Origin of the sequence: Paraburkholderia hayleyella, from assembly GCF_009455685.1 — a bacterium.
Taxonomy (GTDB): domain Bacteria; phylum Pseudomonadota; class Gammaproteobacteria; order Burkholderiales; family Burkholderiaceae; genus Paraburkholderia; species Paraburkholderia hayleyella.
Genome location: NZ_QPES01000001.1, coordinates 2,705,860 through 2,723,462, shown reverse-complemented (window position 1 = coordinate 2,723,462; position 17,603 = coordinate 2,705,860). Strand labels below are relative to the sequence as shown.

Sequence of the window (17,603 nt, the reverse complement as noted above, 5' to 3'; positions counted from 1 at the left end):
AACAGAACGCTGGCGAGACGAATCACGCCTGGCGCCGCCGTAGCAGGCTGGCGCCATACACCAGCGCGGCGAGTACGGTGATCCAGAAACTGGTTGGCCAGTCGGTGTAGAACGCCAGCGTCACGCCTAGCCAGGCTTGCGCCAGTGCTAGCACTGCAGCTAGCGTTAGCCCGGTCGAAAGCCGGGTTGTCAGGTTTTGTGCCGCGGCGGCAGGCCCGACCATCAGCGTAAACACCAGCAGCACGCCGACGATCTGCGTGCAGGCGGCTACAGCCAGCGCGGCGATAGCCAGAAAGAGCATCGATATAAAGCGTAACGAGATGCCTTTGGCTTCGGCCAGTTCAGGCTGGAGTGAGGCGAACAGCAGTGGCCGCATGATGATTGCCAGCGCGGCCAGGCTGACAACGCCGAGACCTGCCAGCACGCCGAGCATGGCCGTGTTCACGCCGAGGATATTGCCGAATAGCAGCGCGGTCACTTGCGTCGCATAGGCCGTGAAAAAGTGCAAAAACAGTAAGCCAAAACCGAGCGCGAGCGATAGCACCATGCCAATGCCGACGTCGCGCCCCGCGAGTTTTTCGCCGAGCGCGCCCATGCCGATACCTGCGGCAAGCGTGAAGCCGATCATGCCCCAGATGGGCGACAAGCCGATCAGCACCGCTCCTGTCGCGCCGGTAAAGCCCACGTGCGAGAGCGCGTGGCCCGCAAAGGTTTGTCCGCGCAGCACAAGGAAGTAGCCCACGATACCGGACAGCACGGCCACAATGCCCGACGCCGCGAACGCATTCACCATGAAATCGTATTCAAGCATCGTGTGGGTTTCCGTGGCCGTCGCCAGAGGCTTGCGTAGGGTGCGCATGTGCATGGGTGTGCGAATGCGCATGTGAATGATCGTGATCTTCGTGACCGTGATCGTGCTTTTCGATTTCGATATCTCCGGACATGACGAAGATGCGGCCGTTGACGCGCATCACGTCGATGGTCGAGCCGTACAGCTGCGATAGCACAGGTTGGGTGATGACTTCATCGACCGTGCCGAGGGCGGCAACGCCATTTCCCAGGTATAGGACGCGGTCTAGCGCTTGCAGCAGCGGGTTGAGTTCGTGGGCTGAAAACAGCACGGCGATCCCCAGTTCCTGCTGTACGCGGCGCACGAGGCCGACGACACTCTTTTGGTGGTGAGGGTCGAGGCTGATCAGCGGTTCATCGAGCAGCAGCAAGCGCGGGTTGCCTAATAAGCATTGCGCGAGCAGTAGCCGCTGGCGCTCGCCTCCCGAGAGCTCCGCCAATGGGCGCTCAGCGAGCGCGCAGCCATCGACCAGTTCCAGCACGCGCTCCACCTCGGCGCGTGTTTGCGCATTGGCATGCGGCCAGCCCCAGCGATGCCCGTCAGCCGCCATGGCGATGAAGTCGCGGCCACGCACGCGGCGGCCGGCTAGCGCGCTTCGTGTTTGCGGCATATAGCCAATCGCCGGATTGCCCCGCATCACGGGTTTGCCAAGAACGCGGATCGTCCCTTGCGCCACCGGTACGAGGCCAAGCAGTGCGCGCATGAGCGTGGTTTTACCCGCGCCATTCGGTCCGAGTACGCCGATGAATTCGCCCTGGTTGACGCTCAGGCTGGCATCGCGCAGCAGTGCGCGGCCGCCGAGCGTCAGCAGCACGTGCTCCAGTTCCAGCACCGGAGAAGCGGTAGCGGCGTTCATGGGGTGGATTGCGTGGGCGCGGCGTTTGCAGCGCCTGCCGCGAGCGCCTGGCCGAGCGCATCGAGCTGCGTCAGCATCCATTGCTGGAATGTTTTACCTGCTGGCTGGGTTTCGGTGACCTTCAGCGTGGGCACATGCGAGCGCTCGGCCAGCTTGAGCAGGCGCTGGGTCAATGGTTCCGTGGCTTGGCTGTTATAGATCAGCACGTGTACGCGTTTTTCCCGCAAATCGCGCTCGAACGCAGCGATATCGGCGGCGCTGGCTTCCGTGTCATTCATCGCCGCGAGCTGAAAGCGCTGGTTGCGCATCGTCAGGCCGATGGCGTCCGAGAGGTAGCCGAATACGGGCTCGGTGGCGGTAACGGGCACGCCAGCGTAACGGGCGCGCAGCGCGGCGATTTTGTCGTCGAATGGTTTGAGGGAAGCGATGAACTGCGCGAGACGGGCTTCATAAGCCGCCCGGTTCGCGGGGTCGGCGGCAATCAGCGCAGCGCTCACGGCCCGCGCCACGGCGGGCATCGTCGCGGGGTCGTACCACAGGTGAGGGTTATCGCCGCTTTTTTTTCCGGTGAGCTGGGCCGCGACGATCACGGTGCGCTGCGGGTTGCGCGAGGCATCGAGCAGCTTTTTCATCCATGGGTCGTAATCGGCGCCGTTATAGACCACAAGCTGCGCGCGATGCAGCGCGCGGGCGGTTTTGGGGCTGGCTTCGAACAGATGCGGGTCCTGGTCTGGATTATTCAGGATGCTGCTGACTTCCACCCGGTCGCCGCCCAGTTGTTGCACGACATCGCCATAGAAATTCTCGGCGGCGACCACGGGAATCTTCGCGCCAGCGGCGTAGGCCGTTTGTGTACCGACGAGCGCTACAGTGGAAAGGGCACACAGGGCACAAAGTTTCGCTATAAGGAGGGCGCGACGCGCGCCATGCCGCAACGAACAGGCGAGTTTCATGGGCTTTCCTGAAAGAAGAGAAAGAAATGACGCACAAGGCGCCGGGGTTAGCGCGGTTCAATGGGCGCGGTTGCCACCGTGTTCTGGCGTGCCTTGCACGCTGCGCACAGGCCGCTGAGTTCAACCACCTGGTGATGCACTTCGAAGCCCTGCGCCGGATCGGTGTGCGCCAACTGTTCGGCGAGCGCGCCGCCCGGAATTTCAACGGTTTCGCCGCAGACGTCGCAGATCAGAAACTGGCTTTGATGCGGCCGGTCAATTTCACAGCACGCGAAAAACGCATTTTTTGATTCGATCCGGTGAATAAAACCGTTTTCGACGAGAAATTCGAGCGTGCGATACACGGTAGTGGGCGGCACGCGACCTCGTTCGGGCGCGAGCGCGGCAAGCAAATCGTAAGCACCAATGGGTCGAACGCTGGCGACGATCAGCGCGTACACCTGACGGCGCAGCGGTGTCAGTGCGAGACCGCGTTCGGCGGCGAGCGCCTCGGCGTGCTTGAGACGGTCTTCGATGAGGAGGCTGTTGGCGGACGAGTGAGCCATGAATGAGGGCGGATAGGTCCGTTTGAGACGAGGCTGCAATGATATAACGTATCGTAGCGATGTGTCATTGCCTGATGGGACTGATTGGAGTCAAGCGTGACATGGCTATCGTGTCGCACGTACGCGCGCGCCTGCCTTGATCACGGCGATCAAGGCAGGCGCGCGTTAGAAAGGAATCGCTGCTTAGGGGGATGTGGCTTGGACTGTTGGAAGAAGAGGGGGCGTCATCATCCATTGCTTGAGAAAATCTTGTTCTGCTGAAAAGAGGCTATCGAAAATGCGACGAGCGGGTTTCTGAACAGGTGGCTTGACCGGTTCTTTCTGTAAAAGGGGTTGCAGCATTATATTTTCATCATCCGATGATATTTCTTCTGCGTCAGATAATATTTCGGTGTTATCCGATGATATGTCTTCCGCCATATACGAGGATGCCATTTTTGTAAATTCTGTGATAAATCCGGAAATTACGGTAATATTCCAGCGTTTCTGTGCCGCCAAGGCTGGGTTTGTATAAAAGTCGGCATACATTTTTCCATGATGAATATCGTCGGAAAATGTTCTTAAAATATTGAGTCTTGAATCAAGTTCGTTAGAAAGAGATGCGATGATATTTTTTTCTTTATCGGAAAATTGATAAAATCGTTTTTGCACTAACCTGATCAACGCTGAATTGATCGCGTCTGTGTCGAAATTCCTGAGAATCTCGCTATAGCGCTTATGGTGTTGTATGGTTGCTTTTAGCTTGTCAATCTCCTGCCATGATTGTTCAATGAGTTTTATAATAATCTCGAGTAATCGGGTCTTGGATGTTTCAGATGCAATAAGATTATCGATGGATGAATGCAGGAAAGTCCTGTCTTGCAAATGATCCTCGATTATTTCTGCCGCTGATAGCGCTTTGCCTGCAGGATGATTTCCAATGAATGCGTCAAGTTTATTGAGTTTTGTATCTTCAACGAATGCGATGCTCTCGGGGAGTTGGAGTTCGGCCGAATAGAGCCCGGAAACTTCGAAAGTTTTATCCAGATTAACAACGACCTTGTCTGTTATCGCCTCGGCAACCTGCGATGCGGCTGGAAGTGGCGGCACCACAGCCGTCGCGGGTTCACGGTTGAGGCTATCCAGCGTGTCAATCATCTGTCCAATGTGCTGTACCAGGGTTTTGGGCACTTCGATAGCCACCGACTCCAGCCCAACAAAAGTATTGTGTAAAGCATATAAGGGACGCAATAATTGCACGGCATCATTCTGCGTGCATTTTTCCGGTAGTGGAGCCTTGTTTACAGAATCATTGATTTCGTCCAGCAAGGTGTGGATGGAATCTTCCTGTTTCAATGTCCTCAGCGCTTGCACATAAGCTGAATAAGTGAAGCTAAATTTTCCGATTTCGGTTAATTTTGATAATTGCTCATTCGGCTTTAACTGCGTTTTTAATTTTGCTGCAATGATCGTATCGTGCAGATAATTGCTTAAGCCGGACTGCGCGTTTTGTGCGTGTGCTGCTTCGCTTGATAAAAGCCGGCTGACATAATGGGTGATATTGGTGCGGACATCATCTGTAATGCTGATGGAGCAATTCACGTTGAGCGCAGCAAAAGTATTTTTAACCAGTGCGGCGAACGTTTTATTTTTGGGATCAGTACTGCTTTGGGCCCAGTCATTGAGCAGCGCAAGTGCTTCGGCTGTTTTTGTTGTGGTGCCTGTCGTGGCAGGAGTCGGCGAATCCCGATACGGTACGGCAGATGTATTACTGATGACCATCTCCCAGCACATGACGTCGGGAACCTGTTTCATGATGGCGTCAATCTGCCTGGTTACTTCGGCAATTTGCGAAACAACCCCGTTAATATTTTGCAGTTGATGCTGTTTCAGTAATTCCTTGCGGGCCAGTTTGATTTCATGAACCGCGAAGGAAATATTTTTATTCGCGCTCAAAAGGCTCACGGAAGCGAGAAATTTCGAATAATACGGATTTTCGCCGTAGACTTTCATATCGCCGTTATCGAGTAGCGGCTGGATTAATTGACAGGTTCTTTTGCTTAATCCCGCTTGTAGCTTGAGCACTTCCTTTTTATGGGCATTCGTTGTCGAAAGCCGGGTCAGTTCATCTAAAGCCGTTGCTGCCAGCGTGATGATGTTGTGCGCGTGGCCCTGGTGGATCGCGTGATTCGACAGAAAGCCGGGTGCGGGAAGATTACCGTCTTTGGCGTAAGCGTTCAGACACTTGATTAATGCCGTGCGTGCCTTGTTCACGGCAGCATGGTTGCCGGGTTCGGCGGGGTCGATGTGAAGCTTCTGGGCTTTTGCGATGGCCTTTTCGAGGTTATCGGCCACCGTAGCCGGGTTGGTTTTTGTGCATTTGGCCGTGCGTGGTCCATTCGCAGGCTGCTGGGTGATCGTCTTCATGGAGAACGACCTGTTTCCCGGTGTGCTTTTCCCGGTTCCCGTCACACGGTTTTGCAATGATGCTGAGTGAGCGCATGTGTCCGGTGGTAGCGCCTCATAGGGCCGTGATCTTTTCAGATTGGAGAGGCGCGCGAATATCGAAGCGGTCATGGCAATTTCCGAAAATGTATCGCCGCAAGTGCAGCAAGTTACCGCTTTGGTAACGTTGCGCTGCAAACGGTTCCAGGGGCCGCGACGGCTAAAGCCGTGTGCGCACGTGCCACAGTTCGGGAAACAGCACGACATCGAGCATCTGGCGCAAGTAGCGCACGCCGCTGGTGCCACCGGTCCCGGGCTTGAAGCCGATGATCCGCTCGACGGTTGTTACATGACGAAAGCGCCATTGGCGCAACGCATCCTCCAGATCGACCAGTTCCTCGGCCATTTCATACAGATCCCAATGCTGCGTGGGCTCACGGTAGACCGCCAGCCAGGCCGCTTCGACGGAGGCATCGTGGCTCACCGGTCTTGTCCAGTCGCTGTCGAGCCGCGCAGGGGCAATCGCAAAGCCGCGGCGCGCCAGCAGGCGCACGACTTCGTCGTACAGCGAAGGCGCTTCCAGAGCGGCCTTGACCTCGGCGTGAATATCAGGGCGATGGACGTGAGGCTTGAGCATCTGCGCGTTTTTATTGCCCAGCATGAATTCGAGCTGGCGGTACTGGTATGACTGAAAGCCCGATGAGCTTTCGAGGTAGGGCCGCATGGCGCTGTATTCGGACGGGGTGAGCGTGGCCAGCACGCTCCAGGATTGCACCAGTTGCTCAAAAACGCGCGACACGCGCGCGAGCATCTTGAACGCGCTCGGCAAGACACCGTCACGCACGGCGGTGCGCGCCGCCTGAAGTTCGTATAACGCGAGCTTCATCCAGAGCTCGCTGGTCTGGTGTTGAATGATGAACAGCATCTCGTTGTGATCGGGCGAGCGTGGATGCTGGGCGGACAGCAGCGAGCCGAGTGCGAGATAGTCGCCATAGCTCATCGCTTGCGCAAAATCGAGCTGGGCGTTGTGCCAGCCTTCAGGAGGGGCCGCGGGCGCAGCCGTCTCACCGTGTCCGAACGGGCAGCCCGATGAGGAAGAAGACGCTGGGGGTAACGGCGGTGATGACGGCGGCACAGGATTGTGCATGGCGAGCTCCTCAGGTGACGTTGCCGCGTACGGCGAATTCGGGTGCACGCCATGTTTCGCTGGCGAGTACGTGATAGAGCGCATCGACGGCATCCCAGATATCGACGAAACGCGTATACAACGGCGTGAAGCCGAAGCGCATCCCATGCGGTTCGCGGTAATCGCCGATCACGCCGCGCGCGCTCAGCGCCTGGATGACGGCATAGCCTTGCGGATGCTCGAAGCTGACTTGCGAGCCACGCTGCGCATGCTCGCGTGGCGTGATGAGTTTGAGCCCGAAGGCGCCGCAGCGCGCTTGCACCTGGTCGATGAAGAGATCCGCCAGCGCCAGCGATTTACGCCGCAGCGCGTGCATATCGGTTTGCGAAAATACATCGAGCCCGCATTCGACAAGCGCCAGCGACACGATAGGCTGGGTGCCGCATAAAAAGCGGCCGATACCGTCATCGGGCTGATAATCGGAGGTCATGGCAAAGGGCGCGCGATGCCCCCACCAGCCTGACAGCGGTTGGGTGAGTGTTTTTTGGTGTCGCTGCGGAACCCAGACAAACGCTGGGGCGCCGGGGCCGCCATTCAGATACTTGTAGGTGCAGCCGAGCGCATAGTCGGCCTCGACACCATTCAGATCGACCGGTACCGCGCCTGCGGAATGTGCCAGATCCCACAGTGCCAGCGCGCCTTTTTGCTGAATCAGGCGTGTCAGCGTGGCCATGTCATGCATATAGCCGGTACGGTAGTTCACATGTGTCAGCATGACGAGCGCGGTGGTGTCGTCGATGGCGTCGGGCAGCGCGGCGGCGTCATCGACCAGACGCAGCGTGTAGCCACGATCGAGCTGCTTGATCAGCCCTTGGGCGATATATAGGTCGGTGGGGAAATTCGCCCGCTCGGAGACGATGACACGACGCGTCGGCGCCCGTGCCTGTTGCAGGTGCAGGCCCGCTGAGAGCAGCTTGAACAGGTTGACCGAGATCGTATCGGTGAGTACCACTTCGCCGGGCGCGGCGCCGATCAGCGGCGCGAGCTTGTCACCAAGACGGCGCGGCAGCGCGAACCAGCCCGCATCGTTCCAGCTTCGGATCAGTCCTTCGCCCCATTCGGTGGCCAGCACCATTTGCGCGCGTTGCGCGGCAGCGGCGGGAAGCACGCCTAGCGAGTTGCCATCGAGGTAAATCGTGCCGGCCGGTAGCGCGAACTGGTCACGCAAACGGGCGAGCGGGTCAGCGCTATCGAGTGCAAGTGCATCGTCACGGGTTGTCATGGTGCGGAGGCCGAAGAAGAGCGAACAGCGGATCTTCCCGATCATAGGCGAGGTGCGACACAATGTGCTTGCGAAAAAACTTCTTGAACAGACTTTCTCAGCACATAATTTGAACGAAATCAAAAAGGGAGAGCAAAAATGAATGCGATCTCACTGGATGCCACGGATTGCCGTATTTTGGCCGTGCTTCAGCAAGAAGGGCGTATCAGTAATCTTGACCTTGCCGAACGCATCTCGCTATCGCCTTCGGCCTGTTTGCGCAGGTTGCGGCTGCTCGAAGAGCAAGGGGTCATCGACCGCTACCGGGCGTGTCTGAACCGCGAGGCGCTAGGTTTTGAACTGGAAGCCTTTGTCCAGGTTTCCATGCGCAACGATCAGGAAAACTGGCACGAGCGCTTTGCGCAAGCTGTGCGCGACTGGCCGGAAGTGGTGGCCGCCTTCGTCGTGACGGGCGAAAGCCATTATTTGCTGCGCGTGCTGGCGCATCACCTCAAACACTATTCGGATTTTGTTCTGGAGCGTTTGTATAAAGCGCCCGGGGTGATGGATATTCGCTCGAACATTGTGTTGCGCACCTTGAAAGAAGATGCTGGCGTGCCGGTGGCGCTGGTGTCGGGCACGACCGCGGCGAAAGACCTCACGTGAGGGGTGTGACGGCGCCGCGGTGCGGTTTGGCTTTAAAGCGGGCGCAAACCGTGGAACAAGCCGTTCTGGAAAACGAGCGGCGCGAGTTCGGCGGCATCGGGATGCACGCCGCAGCGCTCCACCTCACCGACGAAAATCACGTGATCGCCTTCCTGGTAGCGGCTGCGGTTATGGCATTCGAACCAGGCTAGCGCGCCATCGAGCACGGGCATGCCGCTCGCGCCTGCCGCATGCGACACGCCTTCGAAGCGGTCGCCTTTTAACGTGGCGAAGCGTTTGCATAAATCGAGCTGCGATGCGGCTAGCACGTTGACCACATAGTGGCTGTTCATCTGGAACACCGGCATGGACGCTGAACGGGTGGCGAGACTCCACAGTACCAGCGGCGGCGCGAGCGAGACCGAGTTAAACGAACTTGCCGTGATGCCAATCAGCTCGCCCGCGTCAGTGCGGGTGGTGATGACCGTAACGCCCGTGGCGAACTGGCTGAGAGCGCGTTTGAATGCGCCCTGGTCGAAGTTGGGCGGACTGGCGCGCTTCATTGAACGAAAACCCCTTGAGCCGAGCAAACGGCAGCACTGTGCGCCTGAACGGAAAACAGTGCGGAAAACCTGGATAAAAGAAATAAAGCGAAAGTCATAAACTGGATCGGCGGATTGACGTGATTTTAACGGAAAGCGCGCCAGATACGTGGGGTGGTGGTGGCGAACCGTGACCTTACTCCTCGGAAGGATTCGACGGTGAGGTTCGTGGCGTCCCATGCACGGTCATCCGCACTCCACGCGATCGTGCCTTCCTCGCTACTCAGTTTATTTCTCGACCGGTGACTCGCCTGCGTTCGTATACTCGACAGTCGGGATACCGCGAACCTTGGGGGCGGCCATGAATGACTGTCCTCACATGGGTGCATTCATGGCGTAGGCATAGTGGCTTTGTGCTGTAGGCGGCGGTAGAGTGCTGCATCGGGGGGAGCTCAGCCCCGTTCCAAAAAATCCTAAAATCGGATAGAATGTCCGCATGAATACGATTACCGAACAAATCTCTTTCTTGAAAGAGATTGCGGAACACGACACCGCCAAAGCCAAAAAGAGGACTCAGGGAGGTGTTGCCACATCTGATGTGGTCATGTCTGCCTTTATCTCTGGGAATGCAGAGGTGTTTCCGCAGATTCTTGATTTGCATGTTCCAGACGGTTCCAGGATTGCAGATGTTACTTATGGAACCGGAGTGTTCTGGAAGAATGTGGATCTCAGCCGATACGAGCTTCTTCCGTCAGACATAGCAACCGGCATTGATTGCCGAGCATTGCCATACGAAAACGAAAGCCTTGATGTCATTGTGATTGACCCTCCCTATATGGAAGGGCTTTTGAGAAACAAAAAGGATCACAAGGCTGGTGCTGGAACTCACTCAGCTTTCAGGGAATACTATTCCAATGGAGATGAAGTAAATCACGACGGCCCCAAGTGGCATGGAGCAGTTACCGATCTATATTACAAGGCTGGTGCAGAAGCAATCCGGGTTCTGAAAGACAAAGGGATTGCCATTGTTAAATGTCAAGACGAAGTTTCTGCAAACCGTCAATGGCTAACTCATGTTGAAATTATCAACCACTACGAGGAACTTGGCTTTTACACCAAAGATCTTTTCGTAGTGGTTCGGCAAAACAAGGCCGCTATTGCCAGACTAAAAAAGCAAGTTCATGCACGGAAAAATCACAGTTATTTTTTGGTCTTCGTTAAAGTGCCCAAGGGGAAAAAGCGATCCCAAATGAGGGGTTAAGATTTGGGAGCTTTGACAACATCCACGGTCTTAACCTCTATTACTTCCTCACCAATCACCTCCGGCTTAGGTTGAGCTTTCTCCTGAATCAAGTCATCCAGAATCTTGAATGGGTCACTGGTAAAAGGAGCTTGCGGTGGCCAAGTGACAGGAACTAAAGAAGCTATTAATTGTTTCCGCTGTTCCTCTGTATATTTCTTGTACGACGAAGTGGGTAGATCTTTATTCTTGGCGAAAGCAAAACGCCACTCTTCACCGAAGGCGAAGCAATTTATTGCCAATAGGTCAAATTCACCACGAAGCAGCAAAGTTGTATTTAATTCCGTACCGTCTGCAAACTTCACTATTCGGCGGTCACTACCGTCAACTTGAGATTTCCCGGCCCAAGTGTCATTGCCCAAGTCTTTGCACATGTTTGTTTGCAAGCTTTTGACTTCAACAATGAATTCATGGCCTTTGTATCTAATGCGACGATCCCCCTTCTTGCTTCTATCGTGATCATCGTCTTTTGACGACTCAGTGATTTCAGGGTGATTCAAGAACTGGTCGTGGAATTTCTTCTCGGCAATGTAGCCAAGATTCATGCCTCGCAAGCTTGGGTTCTGGTCTATTAGCTCAGTAAATTCTTCCTCAGAGATCTCCCATCTCTCAAGGATAGATTTCTTCTTGGTCATCGGTATCAAGCCTTTTTAGGATAGAAATAGGCTTGACACCGAGAGCTTTACAGACATCCAGGAACTCAACAACGTCAAGCCGTCGCTCACCGCTTTCGTATTTCGAAACATACGATTGCGGTTTGCCAATGCGAGACGCGACCTCCTGCTGGGTCAGGTTGTTCTTCTGACGGGCCTCTATCAGTGCCCCTTGGAAGTGCTCATACTTTGTGTTTCTCGCCATACTGGCCATTGTCAATCCTCTTTTGGAATATCCCAAAAGAGGATTGGAAGCTAGGGCAGGGAGGGCAAGAGGGCAAAATTCAAAAAAAGAAAGCTAGTCTTACGACTAGCTCAGATTGCTGACGAACCCCACGTTTTTCGGAGCGTGGGGTTTTGAGTTTTAGGCGAAGGCGATTTCGGTGCAGTGCGGGCCGAATCGGCTCAGATCGGCCCGCAAGGTGTCAAACAGACGATCCGCCTTGAGAGGACTACCATCGACATTCCTGCTCATACGAACCCGGAAGGCGCCCTGTTTGTTCTTGGCCTTAGTCTTGTTCTTCCAGACAACTTGAGTGATCCGCGAGGCAATGCAGACACTTTTCGGCTTCTTCACAGCCCCCAGCCGGACAGGGCTCAAGCGTCTTCTTTGGCAAATTTTGGCGTGGATCAGCCACTTTTGCCAAGAAAGCAGAAACCACTTACAGGAGAAAGTATATGGAAAATCAACAAGATACGAAGCTTGAGACGATAGTTTTAGGCGGCGGCTGTTTCTGGTGCCTCGAAGCCGTATTTCTGGAAGTGGAGGGGGTGATAGCGGTCGAATCGGGTTATGCCGGTGGGCATGTTGAGCACCCGGTTTACGAACAGGTTTGCGATGGCGATACCGGTCATGCCGAAGTTGTAAAGGTGGTGTTTGATCCAGAGCGCATCAGCTACCGGGAAATTCTTGAGATCTTTTTTACGGTTCACGACCCGACCCAGTTGAACCGGCAAGGTGGCGATGTTGGCACGCAATATCGTTCCGTGATTTTTACGCACACCGCCGCGCAGCAGGCCTGCGCGCGGCAGGTCATTGACGAGATCGGCGCACAAGGCTTATACGACGGCAAGATCGTCACGCAAGTGGTGCCGCTGGATGGACTGCACGGCGCGACATACTGGCCGGCAGAGGCCTATCATCAGAATTACTTCGCGCAGCATCCCGGGCAGGGTTACTGCACTTTCGTCATCGCGCCCAAAGTGGCCAAATTCCGTCAGAGATTTGCCCACCGGATGCGGCGCGTATAAATCGGCGCATCAGCCCACGTATAAGTTAGTTCGCACATCAAACGCGCGGCGCTGGAACATCAGGTCCAGCGCCGCGCGTTTTTAGGGGCCGTGTTTGTTGTGGTGATCTTAGCGTGCCTTTTCGTACATATAGCGCCGCGACCATGGCAGGGTCGATGCCGGACGCCCAGCTTTGCGGCAAACCACCTGGTAAATCGACACATCGTCTTCGTGGAACGCATAGGCGCAGCCCGCGAGATACACGCGCCAGATACGGAACTTCTCGTCATCGACCAGCTTGCTGGCTTGCTCCGCATGTGCTTCGAAATTCGCTGCCCATAAATCGAGCGTGCGCGCGTAGTGCCGCCGCAAGTTTTCGATATCGAAGGTTTCGAGCCCGCCGCGTTGCATGGTTTCGAGCGCCAGGCTGATATGCGGCAGCTCACCATCGGGAAACACATAGCGGTCGATAAAATCGCCACCGCCTAATGCGGTTTCGCCGCTGTTGTAATCGGTTGAGGTGATGCCGTGGTTCATGACGACGCCGTCATCGGTCAACAGGTCGTGAATTTTCTGAAAATACGCCGCCAGTTTTTTCCGGCCCACGTGTTCGAACATGCCGACGCTGGTGATGCGATCGAACTGTCCGGTGACATCGCGGTAATCCTGCAGACGGATGTCGATCTGGCCTTCCAGCCCGGCTGCCTTGACGCGCTGGGTGGCGAGATCGAACTGGTTTTGCGACAGCGTGACGCCCGTGCATTGCGCGCCGAACTTTTGCGCCGCACGCAGCACCAGCGCACCCCAGCCACAACCGATATCGAGCAGCCGCTGGCCTGGTTGCAGCTGGATCTTCGTCAGGATGTGATCGATTTTCTTGATCTGCGCGGTGGCGAGATCTTCATCGCCATTTTCGAAATACGCGCACGAATACACCATGTTCTCGTCGAGCCACAACTTGTAGAACTCGTTCGAGACGTCGTAGTGATACTGAATGGCTTTTTTATCCGAGTTTTTCGAATGATGGAAATAACGTCGTACGCGTTCCAGCTGACCGGCATGGGTAACCGTGCTGCGCGCTAGCGCATAGCCGATATTAATAATGTCAGACAGCTTGCCGTCGATGTCGATTTTGCCCTTGATATACGCCTCGCCCAGATTGTCCAGGCTGGGCTTGAGCAGATACGGCAGCGCCGTGGCGCTTTTTACGTGCAGCGTGACCTGGGGCGCGGCGAACTGCCCAAAATCGTGTTGCTGACCGTCCCACATTACGAGACGTGCGGGCAGGTTCGCCTGAGTTTTGACCTCTTCAACCCAGTGAGCCAGTTTTTTCTCCCAGAACATGTGATTTCTCCGTGTCCAATGAAATGCAAAGCAAAAACCTGGTGTGTTCCGTTCCGTCTCGTTCCGTTTCACTTTCACTGCATTGCTTAACGTCAAACATGAAGCTTGAAACATGAAACGGACGGGTGCCCCTTTAGCTCAGCCGCGAAGGGGCAATACCGCAATACCGCAATACCGCAAAAGCATTGATGCAAACAGGATGAAAGACCATGAGTCCGTCAGGGCGCGAGCCGTGCCATGCGCCATTCGCCGTTTGCGTCACGCGTATAGCGCAGCCGGTCATGCAGGCGCGAGGGCCGCCCCTGCCAGAATTCGAGCCTGTCAGGCGCGAGCCGGTAGCCGCCCCAGTGCGGCGGGCGCGGCGGATGATCGCCGTATTGCGCCGCCACTTCGTGTTCCCGCGCTTCGAGCCATGCGCGGTTTTCAATGACCTTGCTTTGGGGCGAGGCCCATGCGCCAAGCCGTGAACCGAGTGGACGCGAGGCGTAATACGCATCGCTTTCAGCCGCGTCGATTGGGTGTGCCAGGCCTTCGATCCGGACTTGCCGTTCGAGCTCGATCCAGTAAAAAAGCAGGCTGGCGTGCGGGTTGTGCGCGAGCTCAACGCCTTTGCGGCTGGTGTAGTTGGTAAAGAAGACAAAACCACGCTCATCCACGCCCTTGATGAGCACAATGCGCGTGGAGGGCCGGCCATGTTCGTCGACGGTGGCGAGTGTCATCGCATTGGGTTCGGGAAGCTGGGCCTCAAATGCCTGGGCTAACCAGGCATTGAACTGGCGGATGGGATTGGCGTCGGCATCAGCTTCATCGAGTGAATCGAGCGCGTAGGTTTTGCGAAGTTCTGCGAGCGAAGTCATGGGGTAGGCAAGTGCTTCAGTGCGGAAAGTATAGCGAGCGCATGAATTGTCCGTGCGCAACATGACAGAACGTGTTGCCTTCACGACAAAAGCGGTAGCAGCAGGTCAACAGGCACAGCACAGCAAAACAGCACAGCAGGCCAGGATCACTTTGCGGACGGAGCGGAAGCGGTGTGCCGGGTGACGAGGCATTCAGGCAGAATACGGGCGTTCAATACAGAGCTTTCAATTATGTCAACGTCAGGCGAAGCCAAACGCGCTCCCGATCTTACTCCCAGCGCTTGCGCATTCAAAGTGGCGGATCGTGCGCGCCGTTTTGCTGGTGTCGCGCGTTTATATGGCACCGCCGGGCTTGAGGCGTTCACGCGTGCGCATGTCGCGGTGATCGGCATTGGCGGTGTGGGCTCATGGGCTGCCGAGGCGCTGGCGCGCAGTGCGGTTGGCACGCTGACGCTGATTGATCTCGACAATGTGGGCGAGAGCAACACGAACCGGCAGATTCACGCGCATGACGGCAACTATGGCAAAGCCAAGGTCGAAGCGATGGCCGAGCGGATTGCGCTGATCGATCCGGAGTGCGAGGTAAGGCGGGTTGAAGATTTCATCGGGCCGGAGAATTTCGCGGCGTTGCTAGGTGGCGGCTTCGATTACGTGATCGATGCCATCGACAGCGTGCGCACCAAGACAGCGCTGATTGCATGGTGTGCCGAACGGCGTCAGCCCTTGATTACCGTGGGGGGCGCAGGAGGGCAGCTTGACCCGACCCGTATCCGCATCGACGATCTGGCATTGACGATTCAGGATCCGCTGCTGTCGAAAGTGCGGGCGCAATTGCGCAAACAGCATGGTTTTCCGCGTGGTGCGAAAGCGAAGTTCAAGGTGAGTGCGGTGTATTCGGATGAGCCGCTGATTTATCCGGCTTCGGCGCCTGAGGCAGAGGGTCCTGCCACCGTCACCGGGGTTGAAGCCGAAGCCGAAGCCGAAGCGGGAGTGACAGGGCTTAACTGCGCGGGGTTTGGTTCAAGCGTGTGCGTGACGGCCAGCTTTGGTTTGGCTGCTGCGGCTCATGTGCTGCGCGCCCTGATGCCGCGCGCCTGAAAGTTGTTAGTTCAGCGCCGTTGCTAGTTCAGCGCCGCGCTGAGCTTGCGGCGCCATTGCGCCACCCGCGCGCTTTGATGCGCGGCGAGTTCGAACACGGACAGCATGGTTTTACGGCCAATATCATCGCGGAACGCCCGGTCGCGTTGCACGATAAACAGCAGATGGTTAAGTGCCTCGTCGTACTGGCAACGGGCGATCAACGCGTTAGCCAGATCGAAGCGCGCTTCGAGATCTTCGGGGTGGCTGGCGACGCGTTCGGCCAGGGCGTTGGGTGGGGGCAGGGCCGCGGCGGCATCGAGCGCGTCCAGGCGCGTCTTGAACGCGTTATAACGCGCGTCAATGCCCTGGGTGGTTTTCGGCGAGAGTCGTGCCGCTTCGGCGCGGGCCTTGTCGAGGCGCTGGTCTTCCAGCAGTAATTCGAGCAGGTCGAGCCGGATTTCATCGTCGTCCGGTGTTGCGTCGAGCCCGCTGCTCAGCAAGGTCAGCGCTTCTTCACGACGGCCTTCGCTCAAGGCCGTCTGCGCGAGCGTGCGCACGGAGAGCGTGGCTTGCGGCGCCAACCGTTCGATAAACGCGCGCAACTGGTTTTCAGGCAGTACGCCATTGAACTGGTCAACCGGGCGTCCCTCCGCAAACGCGATGACATGCGGAATGCTGCGCACCTGAAAGTGCGCGGCCAGCTCCGGATTCTGGTCCACGTCGACTTTTACCAGGCGCCATGCGCCTGCGGCTTCGCTTTCGAGTTTTTCCAGCAGGGGGCCGAGGTTCTGGCAAGGGCCGCACCATGGCGCCCAAAAATCGACCAGCACAGGCATCTGCATCGAGGCCGCGATTACATCGTTTTCGAAAGTGGCTAGCGTGGTGTCCATTTCTTCCTCGTCTCTAAAGCGGTTCTGGCGGTTCTGGCGGTTCTGAATCTGTCCGGGGCAGTAGTTGGGGGCACATCGGACTGTTTCAACGCGGTTTGCGGGGTGGCTGGGCAATCCATCCGGTTTCACCGGGCACCTGGCCCATCGTCTGGGCTGCCCATGCGTCACGGGCGCGCTCAAGACGCGCGCGGGTGCTGGCGACAAAATTCCATTCGATCAAGTGCTCGCCCGCCAGCTTTTGGCCGCCGATCAGCATCACGGTTGCGCCCGCGTGGCTGGTGAGCGTGACGCGCTCGCCGGGTGTGAGCACGGCCATGTGCAGCGGCGCCAGCGGAGTGCCATCGAGCGCCAGCTCGCCTTCGACCAGATACACGCCGCGCTCTTCCTGTTCGGCATCGAAGGTGAAACGGCTGGCTGCGGCGAAATGGGCCGCGGCGTAAAGCATGGGGGAGTACGTCGTAACGGGCGAGGTATGGCCCAGAGCCGATCCGGCGAGCAGTTGCAGCGTCACGCCGTCGAGGACGATGCGCGGTAGTGAGGCTGCGGCGTGATGTTCGAATGACGGCGCGATTTCTGCGTGACTGGCGGGGAGCGCGACCCATGACTGGATGCCTCGCAGGAGCTGGCCGCTGGCGCGCTCCGCAGCGGGCGTGCGCTCGGAATGCACGATGCCCCGGCCTGCGGTCATCCAGTTGACGTCGCCTGGGACGATCTTTTGCACTGAGCCGACGCTATCGCGGTGCATGAGTGCGCCTTCGAACAGATACGTCACCGTGGCGATCCCGATATGCGGATGCGGCAGCACATCCATGCCTGCGCCGGGGAGGCTCGGGTGAGCGCGCTGATCCATGTAATCGAAAAAGATGAAGGGGCCGATGAGACGCGCGTCCATGGCGGGCAGGACACGGGCCACCGTGAAGCCGCCGATGTCGCGCGGATGCGGTTTGAGTATCGCCTTGACCGGAGCCTTGACTGGGGCGGACATAAGACACTCCAGGAAAATGGGGGGCGGTCCATTCTACTGTGCTGACCTTGCCTGGCCTTGCT

The 17,603-nt window shown here is 57.1% G+C and carries 19 protein-coding genes; 4 read left to right on the top strand and 15 right to left on the bottom strand.

Going from position 1 to position 17,603, the window contains the following annotated elements:
- Positions 1 to 22 precede the first annotated feature (22 nt).
- The 7 genes from GH657_RS12000 to kynU all read right to left on the bottom strand — a co-directional run bounded on the left by GH657_RS12000 (position 23) and on the right by kynU (position 8,036).
- Positions 23 to 811, bottom strand: a complete 789-nt coding sequence (locus GH657_RS12000; protein ID WP_153101018.1) for a metal ABC transporter permease — start codon at positions 809 to 811, stop codon at positions 23 to 25.
- Complete coding sequence (locus GH657_RS11995) at positions 804 to 1,706, bottom strand: ABC transporter ATP-binding protein (protein ID WP_153101016.1); 903 nt, start codon at positions 1,704 to 1,706, stop codon at positions 804 to 806. Before GH657_RS11995 ends, GH657_RS12000 begins: the two co-directional genes overlap by 8 nt.
- On the bottom strand, positions 1,703 to 2,659 hold the full coding sequence (locus tag GH657_RS11990; protein WP_153101014.1) for a metal ABC transporter solute-binding protein: 957 nt from the start codon (positions 2,657 to 2,659) through the stop codon (positions 1,703 to 1,705). Before GH657_RS11990 ends, GH657_RS11995 begins: the two co-directional genes overlap by 4 nt.
- Before the next feature lie 47 nt (positions 2,660 to 2,706).
- A complete protein-coding gene (locus GH657_RS11985; RefSeq protein ID WP_153101012.1) occupies positions 2,707 to 3,204 on the bottom strand; it encodes a Fur family transcriptional regulator in 498 nt (165 codons plus the stop codon).
- A gap of 183 nt (positions 3,205 to 3,387) precedes the next feature.
- Positions 3,388 to 5,610: a hypothetical protein gene (locus GH657_RS11980; RefSeq protein ID WP_153101011.1), complete on the bottom strand. Its 2,223-nt coding sequence runs from the start codon at positions 5,608 to 5,610 to the stop codon at positions 3,388 to 3,390.
- Between the two features lie 238 nt (positions 5,611 to 5,848).
- Positions 5,849 to 6,775, bottom strand: coding sequence for a tryptophan 2,3-dioxygenase (gene kynA, locus GH657_RS11975; RefSeq protein WP_153101008.1), 927 nt, complete (start codon positions 6,773 to 6,775; stop codon positions 5,849 to 5,851).
- A 10-nt stretch (positions 6,776 to 6,785) separates the two neighbouring features.
- Positions 6,786 to 8,036, bottom strand: a complete 1,251-nt coding sequence (gene kynU / locus GH657_RS11970; protein ID WP_153101006.1) for a kynureninase — start codon at positions 8,034 to 8,036, stop codon at positions 6,786 to 6,788.
- A gap of 138 nt (positions 8,037 to 8,174) precedes the next feature.
- Here kynU and GH657_RS11965 point away from each other — a divergent pair, with 138 nt between their 5' ends.
- Positions 8,175 to 8,681: an Lrp/AsnC family transcriptional regulator gene (locus tag GH657_RS11965; protein WP_153101004.1), complete on the top strand. Its 507-nt coding sequence runs from the start codon at positions 8,175 to 8,177 to the stop codon at positions 8,679 to 8,681.
- A 32-nt stretch (positions 8,682 to 8,713) separates the two neighbouring features.
- Here GH657_RS11965 and GH657_RS11960 read toward each other — a convergent pair whose 3' ends face one another.
- Entirely contained in the window at positions 8,714 to 9,223 is a 510-nt protein-coding gene (locus GH657_RS11960) for a flavin reductase family protein (RefSeq protein ID WP_153101002.1), read from the bottom strand.
- Positions 9,224 to 9,698: 475 nt separating this feature from the next.
- Here GH657_RS11960 and GH657_RS11955 point away from each other — a divergent pair, with 475 nt between their 5' ends.
- Positions 9,699 to 10,463, top strand: a complete 765-nt coding sequence (locus tag GH657_RS11955) for a DNA methyltransferase (RefSeq protein WP_153101000.1) — start codon at positions 9,699 to 9,701, stop codon at positions 10,461 to 10,463.
- Here GH657_RS11955 and GH657_RS11950 read toward each other — a convergent pair.
- From GH657_RS11950 to GH657_RS11940, 3 genes are all read right to left on the bottom strand, one after another.
- Entirely contained in the window at positions 10,460 to 11,137 is a 678-nt protein-coding gene (locus GH657_RS11950) for a restriction endonuclease (RefSeq protein WP_153100998.1), read from the bottom strand. The genes GH657_RS11955 and GH657_RS11950 overlap by 4 nt on opposite strands.
- Complete coding sequence (locus tag GH657_RS11945; protein ID WP_220094849.1) at positions 11,112 to 11,369, bottom strand: helix-turn-helix domain-containing protein; 258 nt, start codon at positions 11,367 to 11,369, stop codon at positions 11,112 to 11,114. The genes GH657_RS11950 and GH657_RS11945 overlap by 26 nt, the downstream gene beginning before the upstream one ends.
- A 150-nt stretch (positions 11,370 to 11,519) precedes the next feature.
- The gene (locus GH657_RS11940) at positions 11,520 to 11,732 is read right to left on the bottom strand and encodes a hypothetical protein (RefSeq protein WP_153100996.1); all 213 of its coding nucleotides are present in this window, start codon (positions 11,730 to 11,732) and stop codon (positions 11,520 to 11,522) included.
- A gap of 101 nt (positions 11,733 to 11,833) precedes the next feature.
- On the opposite strand from GH657_RS11940, the gene msrA reads away from it, so the two are divergent.
- Complete coding sequence (gene msrA, locus GH657_RS11935) at positions 11,834 to 12,406, top strand: peptide-methionine (S)-S-oxide reductase MsrA (RefSeq protein ID WP_153100994.1); 573 nt, start codon at positions 11,834 to 11,836, stop codon at positions 12,404 to 12,406.
- Positions 12,407 to 12,514: 108 nt separating this feature from the next.
- Here msrA and GH657_RS11930 read toward each other — a convergent pair whose 3' ends face one another.
- Both GH657_RS11930 and pdxH read right to left on the bottom strand, forming a co-directional pair.
- Complete coding sequence (locus GH657_RS11930; protein WP_153100992.1) at positions 12,515 to 13,729, bottom strand: SAM-dependent methyltransferase; 1,215 nt, start codon at positions 13,727 to 13,729, stop codon at positions 12,515 to 12,517.
- Between the two features lie 218 nt (positions 13,730 to 13,947).
- Positions 13,948 to 14,586 (bottom strand): pyridoxamine 5'-phosphate oxidase, encoded by a 639-nt coding sequence (gene pdxH, locus GH657_RS11925; RefSeq protein WP_153100990.1) that lies wholly within the window; start codon positions 14,584 to 14,586, stop codon positions 13,948 to 13,950.
- Between the two features lie 231 nt (positions 14,587 to 14,817).
- Here pdxH and tcdA point away from each other — a divergent pair, with 231 nt between their 5' ends.
- Positions 14,818 to 15,684: a tRNA cyclic N6-threonylcarbamoyladenosine(37) synthase TcdA gene (gene tcdA / locus GH657_RS11920; RefSeq protein ID WP_153100988.1), complete on the top strand. Its 867-nt coding sequence runs from the start codon at positions 14,818 to 14,820 to the stop codon at positions 15,682 to 15,684.
- A 23-nt stretch (positions 15,685 to 15,707) separates the two neighbouring features.
- Here the strand turns inward: tcdA and trxA are convergent, their stop codons facing one another.
- Positions 15,708 to 16,556 carry a thioredoxin gene (gene trxA / locus GH657_RS11915; protein WP_153100987.1) on the bottom strand — a complete coding sequence of 283 codons (849 nt, stop codon included), beginning with the start codon at positions 16,554 to 16,556 and terminating at the stop codon, positions 15,708 to 15,710.
- 85 nt (positions 16,557 to 16,641) lie between these two features.
- Complete coding sequence (locus tag GH657_RS11910) at positions 16,642 to 17,541, bottom strand: pirin family protein (RefSeq protein ID WP_153100985.1); 900 nt, start codon at positions 17,539 to 17,541, stop codon at positions 16,642 to 16,644.
- Between the last annotated feature and the right edge of the window lie 62 nt (positions 17,542 to 17,603).

Coding starts and splice junctions, on each gene's coding strand:
- GH657_RS12000 (WP_153101018.1), bottom strand. CDS start 811: ATGCTTGAATACGATTTCATGGTGAATGCGTTCGCGGCGTCGGGCATT.
- GH657_RS11995 (WP_153101016.1), bottom strand. CDS start 1,706: ATGAACGCCGCTACCGCTTCTCCGGTGCTGGAACTGGAGCACGTGCTG.
- GH657_RS11990 (WP_153101014.1), bottom strand. CDS start 2,659: ATGAAACTCGCCTGTTCGTTGCGGCATGGCGCGCGTCGCGCCCTCCTT.
- GH657_RS11985 (WP_153101012.1), bottom strand. CDS start 3,204: ATGGCTCACTCGTCCGCCAACAGCCTCCTCATCGAAGACCGTCTCAAG.
- GH657_RS11980 (WP_153101011.1), bottom strand. CDS start 5,610: ATGAAGACGATCACCCAGCAGCCTGCGAATGGACCACGCACGGCCAAA.
- kynA (WP_153101008.1), bottom strand. CDS start 6,775: ATGCACAATCCTGTGCCGCCGTCATCACCGCCGTTACCCCCAGCGTCT.
- kynU (WP_153101006.1), bottom strand. CDS start 8,036: ATGACAACCCGTGACGATGCACTTGCACTCGATAGCGCTGACCCGCTC.
- GH657_RS11965 (WP_153101004.1), top strand. CDS start 8,175: ATGAATGCGATCTCACTGGATGCCACGGATTGCCGTATTTTGGCCGTG.
- GH657_RS11960 (WP_153101002.1), bottom strand. CDS start 9,223: ATGAAGCGCGCCAGTCCGCCCAACTTCGACCAGGGCGCATTCAAACGC.
- GH657_RS11955 (WP_153101000.1), top strand. CDS start 9,699: ATGAATACGATTACCGAACAAATCTCTTTCTTGAAAGAGATTGCGGAA.
- GH657_RS11950 (WP_153100998.1), bottom strand. CDS start 11,137: ATGACCAAGAAGAAATCTATCCTTGAGAGATGGGAGATCTCTGAGGAA.
- GH657_RS11945 (WP_220094849.1), bottom strand. CDS start 11,369: ATGGCCAGTATGGCGAGAAACACAAAGTATGAGCACTTCCAAGGGGCA.
- msrA (WP_153100994.1), top strand. CDS start 11,834: ATGGAAAATCAACAAGATACGAAGCTTGAGACGATAGTTTTAGGCGGC.
- GH657_RS11930 (WP_153100992.1), bottom strand. CDS start 13,729: ATGTTCTGGGAGAAAAAACTGGCTCACTGGGTTGAAGAGGTCAAAACT.
- pdxH (WP_153100990.1), bottom strand. CDS start 14,586: ATGACTTCGCTCGCAGAACTTCGCAAAACCTACGCGCTCGATTCACTC.
- tcdA (WP_153100988.1), top strand. CDS start 14,818: ATGTCAACGTCAGGCGAAGCCAAACGCGCTCCCGATCTTACTCCCAGC.
- trxA (WP_153100987.1), bottom strand. CDS start 16,556: ATGGACACCACGCTAGCCACTTTCGAAAACGATGTAATCGCGGCCTCG.
- GH657_RS11910 (WP_153100985.1), bottom strand. CDS start 17,541: ATGTCCGCCCCAGTCAAGGCTCCGGTCAAGGCGATACTCAAACCGCAT.